The following is a 12,594-nucleotide window of genomic DNA, read 5'->3' on the forward strand; positions in this document are numbered from 1 at the left end:
CGGCTCCATTTCTTGGACAGCACCTCACCAGTTCGTGTCGATCTTCTTTTTGCCGATGTCCTCGGGGCTGATGTCCATGCCGAGGTTCTGCAAAAGCTCCTGAGCGCCGTTGTAGCCCATCTTCTTCTGGCGATGGTTCATCGCGGCGACCTCGATGATGACCGCGAGGTTTCGACCGGGCTTGACGGGGATGGTGACAACGGGGATCTCGATGCCGAGGATCTCCATATACTCGTTGTCCATGCCCATGCGGTCATAGACCTTCTTGCTGTTCCACAGCTCGAGGTTGATGACCAGATCGATCTTCTCGCTGACCTTGACCGCGCCGATACCGAAGATGCGGCGGGCGTTGATGATACCGATACCGCGCAACTCGATAAAGTGGCGGATGTTGGCGGGTGAGGATCCGATCAGCGATTTTTTGGAAACGCGCTTGATCTCCACCGCGTCGTCGGCGATCAGACGATGTCCGCGCTTGATCAGCTCGATCGCGGTCTCGGACTTACCGACGCCGCTGTCGCCGATCAGCAAAATACCTTCGCCGTACACCTCGACCAGAACGCCGTGGCGGGTGATGCGCTGCGCCAGCTCCACATTCAGGAAGGATACGATCGCCGCGTCCACTTCGGAGGTGGAGTCGGCGGTGGTGAGGATCGGCACCATATATTTACGCGCCAGCTCCATCATCGACTCGAGCGGTTCGATATCACGCGCGATGATCATTGCGGGCGGCTTTTGGCTGATGATCGGCTCAAGCTGTTCGAGCTGAGTCTGCTTTTTTTCCAATTCAAGGAACGACATTTCCGTCCGTCCGAAGGCGATCAGATATCGGCTGTCATAGTATTTGAGGTGTCCTACCAGCTCCAGACCGGGACGATCCACGTCGGTAACGGTGATGAGAACCTCCTCGGGATCCACGGGCATATAATAGCTGGACAGGCCGATCTCGTCAATCAGTCTTTTTAATGTTACGGAATACGGGCTGCTCATAATAGACCTTCTTTCTCAAAAAACTATGATAAACGGACGTCATCAACGACGCATAAAATTCCACATATACATTGTATATTATACTCCCCTACCCAATAATTATAATCCTTTGAAAGAAATATGCAATAATCTATGCAGAATTTGCATACATTTTTTTGTTGCATTTTCACATAATAATGAGAGAAACAGGAGGCGAAGATTTTGCTCACATTACTGATACGAACGATCCTGATCTACATCATCGTCACAGCCGCCGTGCGCCTGATGGGTAAGCGTCAGGTCAGCGATATGCAGACCTCGGAGCTGGTGATCACCCTGATCATCTCTGAGGTCGCCTCACTCCCGCTCGAGAACGCCGAGCGTCCGCTGCTCAATTCGCTGGTGCCGATCATGATGATCGTGGCGATCGAACTGCTGGTCTCACTGCTGATGATGAAAAGCAAGCGATTCCGCTCCCTGATCTGCGGTCATCCGATCGTCATCATCAAGGACGGACAGATGATCGATTCTCAGCTGAGAAAACTGCGGATCAGCCGTGAGGACGTCTACTCACTCCTGCGCGAAAAGGATATCGCCGATGAAAGCACCGTGCGCTGGGGGATCATTGAGCCGAACGGTACCCTGAGCGTACTGACGGAAGAAGCGCTTGCCGGCAACGGCATCCAAAGCAAGGATCTGCAAGAACAGGAAGAAGAATCGAAACAGGAGGAAGCGGAATGAAACGAGGATGGATCGCGCTGGGGATGATCGCGCTGGCAATGCTGCTCGGCGGGGTCGAATATATCTATGTCACCTCTAACGCCGACGCGTATATCAAGATGCTCGACAGCGCGGACGAGAAGATGATGCACAACGAGGTGCTCGACGCAGAGACCGAGGCGGAAAAGCTCGATAATCGATTTCGCAAGCAAAGCGGGATGTTCAATATCTTCATGTTTCACAGCGAAGTCGGGCATATCTCCTCCGATCTCGCGATGCTCAAACAATACGCAAAGACCGCGGATACAGAGGACTTCTTGGCGACCTCCGCCTGCGCCAGGCGAAAGATACAGGACATCAAGAACGCCAAGCTGATGAAATGGGAAAACATTCTGTAAGTGACTAAAAAATATTAGGCTCCCTTTGGTAAAGGAGATTCCCCTGCTAGGGGAAATGTCCGCAATGCGGACAAAAGGGTCTGCTGCCTCCGCTAGGAGGGCTCAAACCGATAAAAGACTGAGGGATTGCATAATTGTTTGAGTGAAGCGAGCAACCACAATTATTCATTCTTCATTTTTCAGTCTTCAGTTTTCAGTAAATATATAAAGGGCACCGTCCGAATACGGCGCCTTGATTGGTTCAGTTGAGATTGCCACAGCCCTTGAAGTGCTGTCAAAAGCTTCGCAATGACTGATTGAAAAAAAGCGCCACCCGAAGGTGACGCCTTGATGAATACGATAAATCGCTTAGGCTTTTGCTTTTTCCGCCTTGGGAGCCTCGGCTTTTTCGCCCTTGCCGCCGCGCTTGTTCCAGAGTACCCAGAGGGGACCCGCGATGCATAGCGAAGAATAACAACCGGATACGATACCGATCATCATCGGCAGTGCGAAGGATTGTACGGAGCTGAGGTTGAAGATCAGCGCTACGACATAAACGGTACCGATCGCCACGAGGGTGGTGATGGACGTCGCGATCGTACGACCCATAACGGAGGATGCGCTGTGGTTGAACACATCCGCGATATCCGCCTTGGGACCCGCCAGACGGCGTTCCTCACGGACACGGTCGTAGATAACGATGGTATCGTTCAGCGAGTAACCGATGATCATCAGAACAACTGCGATAAAGTTGGAGTCGATCGGCATACGGAAGATGACATACATAAAGTAGATCATCGCCACATCGTGGAACAGCGCTACCAGCGCCATCACACCTGCGGACAGACCGCCGATACGCTTGAATCGGATGGTAACATAGATAACCATCAGTACGGAAGCGATCGCGACCGCGGTCAGACACTTCAACAGGAACTTCAGACCCATAGAAGCCTCGACCGAGGAGTTCTCTTTGTACTGGAAGTTGTTATCGGGGAACTTCTCCTCCAGCGCGGTGGTGATGCCCTGGATGACGTCGGATTCGATGCTCTCGTTGCCGGAGAACTGGATGGATACGGCGTACGCGTCAGCGTCAGCCTGATTATTCATGATATCCTTGGTGATGGTGAAAGAGACCTGATGTTCGGGAGTCGCGGACTGGATCGCGTCCTTGAGCGCCTCCTGGTCGATCTCACCGGTGTAGGAATAATTGACGATCGTACCGCCCTTGAACTGGATGTCGAGGGTGACGCCGAAAATGAGGTTGCAGATAAGACCGATGGCGATGATCGCGAGCGAAATGCCGAAGAAGATCTTACTCTTGCCGATAAAGTTCATATCCTTTTTCATTTACGCGCACCTCCAAACAGCCATTCTTTGCGCAGACATTTCACGCCGGAGATGCTCTTGAGCATGACGCGGGAGAGCCATACGCCCATGATAAAGTTAGAGATAACACCCATCAACAGGGTATAACCGAAAGCGTAGATGGTACCGGTGGTGGACTCGCCGAAGATCCATGAAAGGATGTTGGACGGGCCGAATACCAGCATCAGGATGACAGATACGATAACGATGGTCATGTTACCGTCGATGATCGCGGTCAGGGAGTTCTTGGTACCCTTTTCGATCGCGCCGTCAAGCGTCTTGCCTGCGCGGAATTCTTCCTTGATACGCTCGGCGGTGATGATGTTCGCGTCAACACCCATACCGACTGACAGGATCAAACCGGCAATACCGGGCAGGGTCATGGTAAAGGAGTCAAAAGCAGAGAAATAACGGGTGACCGCGGCTACAGCCAGCGCCATCTGACCGACGAGCGCAATAACTGCGACAAAACCGGGCACACGATACTTGATGATCATAAACAGCGCGATCAGTGCGAACGCGATGATCGCCGCGTAGCCCATCGCGGTCAGGGAGTTCTGACCCAGTGTGGGGCTGATACCGCTGTAGGAAGCAGCTTCCAGAGAGAAGGGCAGCGCACCGCCGTTGATCTGGTTCGCAAGCTTGGTCGCGGACTCTGCGTCAAAGTTACCGGTGATCTGCGCGTGACCGTCAGAGATCACGCTCTGTACGGTGGGGTTGGAAAGCTGGGTTTCATCCATATAGATGCCGATCTGCTGGTTCAGGTACTGCTGGGTGACCTGAGCAAAGGTCTGAGCGCCCTCAGAGTTGAGTTCGAGCTGAACGATATACTGACCAGCAGAATCCTTGGACTGATCAATACCGGCAGTCGCTTTCTCAACAGCCGAACCGTCCATGACGGTCTCGCCGCTCGGATTGCGGAACGTCAGCTTCGCGGTAGCCGCGAGCTCGTTGACAGCGCTGACCGGATCGAACGTCGTATCATCCTCTTTCCACGGGAAACGGACGATGATACGGTCGGAGCCGTAGTCGGCATAGATCTCATAGTCGGTGATACCGTTAGAGACCATACGTGTTTCAATGATCGATTTCGCAGAGTCTAACTGCTCATCCGTGGCGTCGATATCGTCTGCGGGCTTAAAGGTAGCCTCCACACCGCCGCGGATGTCGATTCCCCATCTGATGTCGCTGATACCCTTGATCGCAGTCTTCTGGATATCGCCGTCATAGTATTTGATTCCGGCGAACGCCGTGAACGCAAACGCTATGATGAGGATAGCGACAATGAAGAATACAGGCTTAGAAATTCTTTTCATGCCTTGGACCTCCATATTTTTTGGTTCTTCTTTCGGATTCTTAACCGTACTGCGTGTATATGGCGCTAAAGTACCAATATAAAAATCCACAATAACAGATTAATTATACAGACTTACACCTGAAAAGTCAATAAAACTTTTGCAAGATTTTCAAGTTTTCATTGTTCTTTTGGAGAAAAAAGAGATGTTTTGATTCGAATATAGAATTAAATTGTTGCTATAATTCTTATTTCGAATTATAAAATCTATATTTCCAATAACGAATTTTGATGTTGATCCTGTTTTGTTGCAGAAAAAAGCGCCCGCAGAAAACCGCGGACACTGTCTTGTATTAGATTGAGTTTTACGCATTCAGCTTTTCGAGTGCGGCGATACGCGCACACAGGCAGAAGATATCCATCGCGCTTGCCAGATCCTCCAAGCTCGGGAAGGACGGCGCGATACGGATGTTGCTGTCGTGCGGATCGTTGCCGTAGGGATAGGTCGCGCCGGCGCCGGTTAGATTGACGCCCGCTTCCTTGCACAGCTCGACCACACGCTTTGCGGTACCGTCGAGCACATCGACGCAGACAAAGTAGCCGCCGCGGGGACGGTTATAGCGGATGATGCCGAGCTCGTCGAGGTTCTCACCGAGCTTATTGAGTACGATCTCAAAGCGCGGACGCAGGATCTCGGCATGCTTCTTCATATGCGCCTTCATACCCTCGATATCACCGAAGAAGCGCACATGGCGCAGCATATTCAGCTTATCATAGCCGATGTTCTGGAGTTTATACTTGCCCTTGATGACCGCCATATTGTTTGCGGAAGCCGCCATAGCCGCTACGCCGGAGCCCGGGAAGGTGATCTTGGAGGTCGAACAGAACTCGATCGGCATGTCGATGTTGCCGGTTTTCTCACATTCCTCAAAGATGTTGAGGATCTCGTCATGATCATCGGTCAGATCGTGGATGCAGTAGGCGTTGTCCCACATGACGCGGAAATCCGCCGCGGCAGGCTGCAGCGCCGCGATACGGCGAACGACCTCGTCGGAGTACGAGATGCCCGAGGGATTCGAGTACTTCGGCACACACCACATACCCTTGACGGTGGGATCCTTGACCAGCTCCTCGACCAGCTCCATATCAGGGCCGTTTTCATCCATCGGCACCGGGATCATCTGGAAACCGAAATATTCGGTCACGCCGAAGTGACGGTCATAGCCGGGTACGGGACAGAGGAATTTACGGTCGGGCACCAGCGACCATGCGGGTGTACCGCCGGTGACGGGGTGGGTCATAAACAAAGCAATGGTGTCAAACATCATGTTCAGCGAGGAATTGCCGCCTACCATGACCATGTCGGGCGTCACGCCCATGACGTCCGCCATCAGCTTTTTGCACTCGGGAATACCGTCCATCACGCCGTAGTTACAGCAGTCGGTACCGTCCTCGGCATGGCAGTCCGATTCCGAAGTCAGGATGTCCAGCATCTTTCTGGACAGATCGAGCTGATCGGGGCTGGGCACGCCGCGCGCCATATTCAGCTTGATGTTCTTTTCCTTGATTTTGTTGATTCCTTCCCATAAGGTTGAAAGCTCAGCGTCACGCTGTTCTCTCGAATAATCTTGATACTTCATCTTGCACATTTCCCTCTCTGAGATTGCAAATTTTACAAATAATGCTTTTATATAATATACCAAAAGGATTTATTTTGCAACCCTTTTATCAAATCCCTGCAAGTTTATTTCGTTTTGCGTCTGCTTTCCTCAACCGATACTTATCAGAAAACCGATCCGCTTCACATGGATTTATCAAGTTGCGGAAAAGTCGCGGCAAAGACAGCTCCCCAACGGGGAACACTGTCCTGCGATAAGTTTTGCAGAGGATTTGTAGGGGAGCGGCTTGCTGCTCCCGCGGCAGGGCGTTGGTTGAAAGGTAATGCTCGTTGAGGTGAAGCGCGTTTTGTAGGGTACGGCTTTCATGACGTACCGCACGGCAGAGACGTTTGTGTTTTATTGATGTTATCGATAAAGAAACGTAAAAAGGAAATACTTGTTTCCGTAGGGATGGTCATTGACCATCCGCACGGCTGAAACGTTTCTCCCTTATCTAATGTTTTCGATAGCAAATACGCCCGGCATTCTCGGACGACCGGTGGTCGTCCCTACGGAAACAGAGATTTGCTTCGCGGCAGTCGGCATTTATTGGAATCGTTACGGGAGGAGCAAGCCCCTCCCCTACAAATTAATTCATCCTCACTCTTCACCCTACCAATGGGTGAGGGCGAAGCCCTCCCTTAACCGTTAACCATTAACCGTTAACCATTAACCGTTAACCATTCACCAAAAACAGCTCCCCTGCCGATGACAGGAGAGCTGTGTGAGATCAGTATTTGTAATAATAATTGTAATTGTAGTTGTAACGATATCTGTACTTGTTATAGCCGTAGCCCTTGGAGCGCATTTCACAGCCGACCTTGAGGAAGCCGAGCACCTTGGTATCGGCGAGCTTGACGCTTTGCAGAGCGCGCTCGATATCGCCGTGGCTGGTGATCCTCTCACGGACGACCATGACATAGCCGCCGACATAGTCCTTCAGCAGGAGCGTATCGGTAACGACGCCCAGAGGAGGCGTATCCATGATGACATAATCGTACTCTTCCTTTGCTTTCTTCAGCAGCTCCGCAAAATACGGAGAAGCCAGCAGCTCTGAGGGGTTGGGCGGGATCGCGCCGGAGGTCAGAACATCCATATTGGTGACCGCATTACGGTGAACGGCAGTCTGAAAATCACCGAACTGACCGATGATATCCGACACACCGGTATCATTCTTGAGCTTGAGCAGATTGTGCAGGTTCGGACGACGCAAGTCGGTATCGATCAAAAGCACACGTTTGCCCATCTTCGCGAAGGAGATCGCAAGGTTAACAGTCGCGGTGCTTTTACCTTCACCCTTGCTCCACGAAGTAACGGCAACGCAGTTGCTGTTCTGCGCGGTGAGCGAGAACACCAGATTGGTACGGGCGATCTTATAACCCTCTACGATCGCGAATTTGGAATCGGAGGTCAGGACGTTTTTTGCTTTCTCGGCACTGTTGCCTTTTTTATTGGCTTTATCGTTGTTCTTTGTGTTGATCAGCTTCATTTCTTCTTGCCACCGCCTTCCGTTTCAAAGTCTACGATCTCCGCGAATACGGGGATATCATACATCTTGTACAGGTCGTCGCCGGGCTTGATGGTCGTATCGATGATCTCCAGCAGGAAGGAAATGACCAGCGACAGCACCAAACCGACTAACAGACCGATCAGGACATATTTCGGTTTATTGGGTGAGGATGGCGAGGAAGGAACATTCGCTTCTTCTACCGTATCAACCTTACCGGCGTCGCCGAAGTACTTTTTGAACACCTGCGGCGCGGTATTGGCGACCAGATTCGCGATATTCGCGGCGGTATGGGGATCGGATGAGGTCGAACTGATCCTCAGAAAATAAGAATCCTCCACCACGCTGATATTGATCGTGGCGCCGCTGATGATGCTCTTCATATCGGGGTCGACCGTGAACAGCGTCGAGCAGGTATTCGCCAGCATCTGTGAAGAGGTGATATCACTGGTGTTGACCTTCTCACCACTCAGTGAACTGTTGTTCGCCTTATTGATATCGCTCTCAAACGAATTGCCGTTCTGTACCAGGATCAGCGCGCTGGTAGAATACATCGGCGTCACCAAATACGTAACATAGAGGAACGCCAACAGCGCGCCCAGCAATGTTACAATAATAATCAGCTTGATATGCTGCAGAAAAATCTTCAACACATCAGCGATCGTGATCTGTTTTTTCATTAAAATCCTCCTGTCGGATGGTATTACCGCAACGCGGCAGCTTTGCCCGGTTACCGTCAAAAAGGCATTGAGCAAAAAAGGGATACTTCCCTATTTAATCATTTTATATTATATCGCAAAGATACGCTTTATTATTCTTTTCCGGAACAATAGTAAAGATATTTTTCTATTCTGACATAATAAACAAATACTCGACCGTTTAAGCAAAGCCGATTCAACAGAATCACTCTTCTTTTCTCCATCAAAAAAAACAGCCCTTCTGCGTCGCAAAAAGGCTGTTGATCTTCATATTGATATTACAGAACGCTGAGCAGTACGCCTGCCGCTACCGCGGAACCGATAACACCCGCTACATTCGGTCCCATTGCGTGCATCAACAGGAAGTTGCCGGGATTCTCCTGCTGACCGACCTTGTTAGCGACACGCGCCGCCATCGGAACAGCCGAAACGCCCGCCGAACCGATCAGCGGATTGACCTTGCCGCCGGTGAACTTATACATCAGCTTGCCGAACAACAGACCGCACGCGGTACCCATGCAGAACGCCAGCAGACCGAGCGCGATGATGCCCAGTGTCTTCGGAGTGAGGAACACGGTACCTGTCGCGGTAGCGCCGACCGTCACGCCGAGGAAGATGGTGATGATGTTCATCAGCTCATTCTGTGCCGTCTTGCTGATACGCTCGACCACACCGCTCTCCTTAAAGAGGTTGCCGAGCATCAGCATACCGATCAGCGGAGCCGCGGAGGGCAGCACGATCGCGCAGATGATGACGACGATGATCGGGAAGATGATCTTCTCGAGCTTGGAAACGGGACGGAGCTGATCCATCACGACCGCACGCTCCTTCTTTGTGGTGAGCAGCTTCATGATCGGAGGCTGGATGATCGGTACCAGCGCCATGTAGGAATACGCCGCGACCGCGATCGGGCCGAGTAATTCGGGCGCTAATTTTGAGGTGACATAGATCGCCGTAGGGCCGTCCGCACCGCCGATGATACCTATCGCGCCGGACTGCGCGGGGGTAAAGCCCAAGAAGATCGCGCCGATAAAGGTGATGAAGATACCGATCTGGGCGGCAGCGCCGAGGATAAAGCTCTTCGGGTTGGCGATCAGCGGACCGAAGTCGGTCATACAGCCGATACCCAAAAAGATCAGCGGCGGATAGATACCGAGCTTGACGCCCTGATACAGATAGTACAGCAGACCGCCGTAGGTGGGATCCTCATAAAAGATCTTGCCGCCGATCTCCCGTATCACGTGACCTTTGGCGGCGGGATCGTCCATCGAGGCGATCTCCACCAGATTGATATGCGGTGCGCCCATGATGTCGGGGTACAGGTTGACCAGCAGCATACCGAAGGCGATCGGCAACAGCAGAAGCGGTTCATACTGCTTTTTGATAGCCAGGTACAACAGTACGCAGGCTATCACGATCATCGCATAGTTTTGCCAAGTCAACTGCATAAAGCCCGAAGACTCCCACAGTCCCTTGAGCGCGTCTAAAAATCCTTGAAATATTTGCATGTTGTTCCTCCCCGGGCAGATCATCATTCCTCAGTTTTCTGCCCGATCTATGATAAATGCAAGCAAAGCTCGACAAGCCCCAAGGCATGTCAAAGATGTTTGTCAAATCAGAACGGTCTGACGTTATCCGAAATACCGGCATTGCGCCATGCGTTGGAGCGGGAGGGCGCTTTGCGGATGCCTTTGATCCGAATATTCTTCGGTGAAGCATACATGGAGTAAACGGCGGCGGAGATCACCGCGATCAGCTCGTCATTATCCACTTCATCGACCTCATCCGTCGCATAAGCTTCTTCCTCCGGCTCACGTTCTGCCTTAGGCAAATCGGCGTTGCGCGTTATTTTTTTCAGCTGACGTCTGTTCTGAACCTTGTAAACGGCGGTGCCGTAAGCTTTGATGATGCCGATCAATACCAGCAGCACGGCAAAAACCACGGCAAAACCCGTCAACAGGATCGTCAATGACAATGTGATGTTTTCACCCATAAATCCGGCCTCCCGATGTGTGCAGTGAGATACATCAGCCGTATCGGAATCGGTCGATACGACCACATGCTATCCCATATTATTCTATGTCAGGATGACAGAAATAATCTGAACCATGGTTTTGGCGGGCAGATTTCCGCCTACTCTTTGTTAAAATCCTCGCTAATCCATCAAGGATTAGCTGTGGTTTTGCCGCGATCAGACGAAAATCTGCTCTGTCAAAACTCCACAGGACTTAAAATGAGCAAGATTTCGAGCAAGTTTCGGTGCAGAAAGTGCAGGCAGGCTGGCGCCTGCCAAGATTGATAAGCCGAAATTTGCCGAAATATTGCCATTTTCAGCAGGGTCGGATTATTGCTGTCATCCTAAAGTATACATCATCCGACAGGGAATTTCAACCATTATTTTTTCTCGATTGTATGATCCGGCAATACTGTTCCGCAGCACAAAAGGCTTCCCCGAAGGGAAGCCCTTTATCTGCGTTTATTTTCCTTTTACAGAATAATACAGATCAGTCCGTTACAGCCGTCGTTGATGATCTTCTCCACTGTCTCCCCTATCTTGAGCCGTGCTTTTTCGGGCATACGGCAGAGCTTATTGTTCAGCCCCTCGCCGACCAGATCGCTCACGGACTTGCCGAAGATATTGCTGTCCCAGATCTTGGCGGGACTTTCCTCAAACTCCTTGAGCAGATAGGTCACCAGTTCCTCACTCTGCTGTTCCGAGCCGACGATCGGCGTCACCTCGGCGGTGGTACGCACGCGCATCATGTGCACCGACGGCGCGCTCGCCTTGAGTCGGATACCGTACTTACCGCTTTGGCGCACGATCTCGGGTTCCTCCAGGCTCAGCTCCTCCATCGTCGGCATCACGATACCGTATCCGCTCTCCAGCACATCCTCATACGCCTTGCCGATACGGTCATAGTTGCTTTTCGCGTTTGCCAGTTCGCAGATACACTCCATCAGCTCACGCTCATTACGGATATCGATGCCGCTTTTCTCGGTCAGGATCCGATAGAACAACTCCGGCTGCAGCCGCACCGCGATATCAGCCCTGCCTGTGCCGAGATCCATCGAACACAGCTCCGCGCTGTCGATATTCTCATTATCGCTCAGCCCCTGTACCGCGTCCTGCACCTCGCGGATCTTGGTGATCCCTTTTGCGGTCTCACGGATCGAGCCGAACACATCCGCGCGCAGCCAGTTATCACGGCTCAGTCCCCTCAACCACTCGGGCATATCCACATGGATCTCTCTGATCGGGAACTCGAACAACAGGGTCGCCAAAATCGCCTTGACGGCGGTTTCATCCATCATCGCGCAGTCGACGGGAACGGTGGGAGCGCCGTATTTTTGGCTCAGAGTCGCCGCCAGCGCGGAGGATGACGCACTCTCGGGCGCGGTCGTGTTCAGCAAAATGATAAAGGGCTTGTCGGCGGCGGTCAGCTCAGCCGCTACCCTTTCCTCGGCGCTCACATAATCCTCTCGGGCGATATCGCCGATCGAGCCGTCCGTTGTGACCATCACGCCGATGGTGCTGTGATCGGTGATGACCTTTTTGGTTCCCAGCTCCGCCGCCTGACGGAACGGCATCTCCTGATCACTCCACGGCGTATGCACCATGCGCTCGCCGTCGTCCTCGATGTAGCCCATCGCGCTCTCCACAATGTAACCGACACAGTCGATCATCCGCACGCTCAGTCGGGCGTTGTCCTCCAAGGTGATCGGCACGGCGTTTTCGGGCACGAACTTCGGCTCTGTGGTCATGATCGTCCGACCGGCGGCGCTCTGCGGCAGTTCGTCAAGCGCGCGTTCCCGCAGGTTCTCATCCTTGATTCGCGGCAGCACCAGCGTATCCATAAACCGCTTGATAAAGGTCGATTTACCTGTCCGCACAGGTCCGACCACACCGATATAGATATTCCCGCCGGTGCGGTTCTCTATATCCTTATAAATACTTCTTTCTTCCATGATATCCTCCGTTACTGTTGATACTATTTATATATGTGCC

General features: G+C 52.1%; 11 protein-coding genes. 2 read left to right on the forward strand and 9 right to left on the reverse strand.

The features are described 5' to 3' along the window. Window positions 1–24: 24 nt before the first annotated feature. Complete coding sequence (gene hprK, locus JKK62_RS05555) at window positions 25–990, reverse strand: HPr(Ser) kinase/phosphatase (RefSeq protein WP_186832884.1); 966 nt, start codon at window positions 988–990, stop codon at window positions 25–27. A 201-nt stretch (window positions 991–1,191) separates the two neighbouring features. On the opposite strand from hprK, the gene JKK62_RS05560 reads away from it, so the two are divergent. Then, the gene (locus tag JKK62_RS05560; RefSeq protein ID WP_186832883.1) at window positions 1,192–1,710 is read left to right on the forward strand and encodes a DUF421 domain-containing protein; all 519 of its coding nucleotides are present in this window, start codon (window positions 1,192–1,194) and stop codon (window positions 1,708–1,710) included. Continuing rightward, complete coding sequence (locus JKK62_RS05565) at window positions 1,707–2,087, forward strand: DUF4363 family protein (protein ID WP_186832882.1); 381 nt, start codon at window positions 1,707–1,709, stop codon at window positions 2,085–2,087. Before JKK62_RS05560 ends, JKK62_RS05565 begins: the two co-directional genes overlap by 4 nt. A 348-nt stretch (window positions 2,088–2,435) precedes the next feature. Here the strand turns inward: JKK62_RS05565 and secF are convergent, their stop codons facing one another. The 8 genes from secF to spoIVA all read right to left on the reverse strand — a co-directional run bounded on the left by secF (window position 2,436) and on the right by spoIVA (window position 12,554). Then, entirely contained in the window at window positions 2,436–3,413 is a 978-nt protein-coding gene (gene secF, locus JKK62_RS05570) for a protein translocase subunit SecF (protein WP_186832881.1), read from the reverse strand. After that, window positions 3,410–4,747 (reverse strand): preprotein translocase subunit SecD, encoded by a 1,338-nt coding sequence (locus JKK62_RS05575; protein ID WP_186832880.1) that lies wholly within the window; start codon window positions 4,745–4,747, stop codon window positions 3,410–3,412. The genes secF and JKK62_RS05575 overlap by 4 nt, the downstream gene beginning before the upstream one ends. 343 nt (window positions 4,748–5,090) lie before the next feature. Beyond that, entirely contained in the window at window positions 5,091–6,365 is a 1,275-nt protein-coding gene (locus JKK62_RS05580) for an aspartate aminotransferase type Ic (protein WP_186832879.1), read from the reverse strand. A gap of 748 nt (window positions 6,366–7,113) precedes the next feature. Then, on the reverse strand, window positions 7,114–7,872 hold the full coding sequence (locus JKK62_RS05585) for a CpsD/CapB family tyrosine-protein kinase (RefSeq protein WP_186832878.1): 759 nt from the start codon (window positions 7,870–7,872) through the stop codon (window positions 7,114–7,116). Then, entirely contained in the window at window positions 7,869–8,570 is a 702-nt protein-coding gene (locus JKK62_RS05590; protein ID WP_186832877.1) for a YveK family protein, read from the reverse strand. Before JKK62_RS05590 ends, JKK62_RS05585 begins: the two co-directional genes overlap by 4 nt. A 296-nt stretch (window positions 8,571–8,866) precedes the next feature. Further along, window positions 8,867–10,096, reverse strand: a complete 1,230-nt coding sequence (locus JKK62_RS05595; protein ID WP_186832876.1) for a sodium ion-translocating decarboxylase subunit beta — start codon at window positions 10,094–10,096, stop codon at window positions 8,867–8,869. Window positions 10,097–10,203: 107 nt separating this feature from the next. Beyond that, window positions 10,204–10,581, reverse strand: a complete 378-nt coding sequence (locus JKK62_RS05600) for an OadG family protein (protein ID WP_186832875.1) — start codon at window positions 10,579–10,581, stop codon at window positions 10,204–10,206. Window positions 10,582–11,075: 494 nt separating this feature from the next. After that, on the reverse strand, window positions 11,076–12,554 hold the full coding sequence (gene spoIVA, locus JKK62_RS05605) for a stage IV sporulation protein A (protein ID WP_186832874.1): 1,479 nt from the start codon (window positions 12,552–12,554) through the stop codon (window positions 11,076–11,078). Window positions 12,555–12,594: the final 40 nt, after the last annotated feature.

This window comes from Ruminococcus difficilis, from assembly GCF_016680995.1.

Coding starts and splice junctions, on each gene's coding strand:
- JKK62_RS05595 (WP_186832876.1), bottom strand. CDS start 10,096: ATGCAAATATTTCAAGGATTTTTAGACGCGCTCAAGGGACTGTGGGAG.
- JKK62_RS05580 (WP_186832879.1), bottom strand. CDS start 6,365: ATGAAGTATCAAGATTATTCGAGAGAACAGCGTGACGCTGAGCTTTCA.
- secF (WP_186832881.1), bottom strand. CDS start 3,413: ATGAAAAAGGATATGAACTTTATCGGCAAGAGTAAGATCTTCTTCGGC.
- JKK62_RS05565 (WP_186832882.1), top strand. CDS start 1,707: ATGAAACGAGGATGGATCGCGCTGGGGATGATCGCGCTGGCAATGCTG.
- JKK62_RS05585 (WP_186832878.1), bottom strand. CDS start 7,872: ATGAAGCTGATCAACACAAAGAACAACGATAAAGCCAATAAAAAAGGC.
- JKK62_RS05600 (WP_186832875.1), bottom strand. CDS start 10,581: ATGGGTGAAAACATCACATTGTCATTGACGATCCTGTTGACGGGTTTT.
- spoIVA (WP_186832874.1), bottom strand. CDS start 12,554: ATGGAAGAAAGAAGTATTTATAAGGATATAGAGAACCGCACCGGCGGG.
- hprK (WP_186832884.1), bottom strand. CDS start 990: ATGAGCAGCCCGTATTCCGTAACATTAAAAAGACTGATTGACGAGATC.
- JKK62_RS05590 (WP_186832877.1), bottom strand. CDS start 8,570: ATGAAAAAACAGATCACGATCGCTGATGTGTTGAAGATTTTTCTGCAG.
- JKK62_RS05575 (WP_186832880.1), bottom strand. CDS start 4,747: ATGAAAAGAATTTCTAAGCCTGTATTCTTCATTGTCGCTATCCTCATC.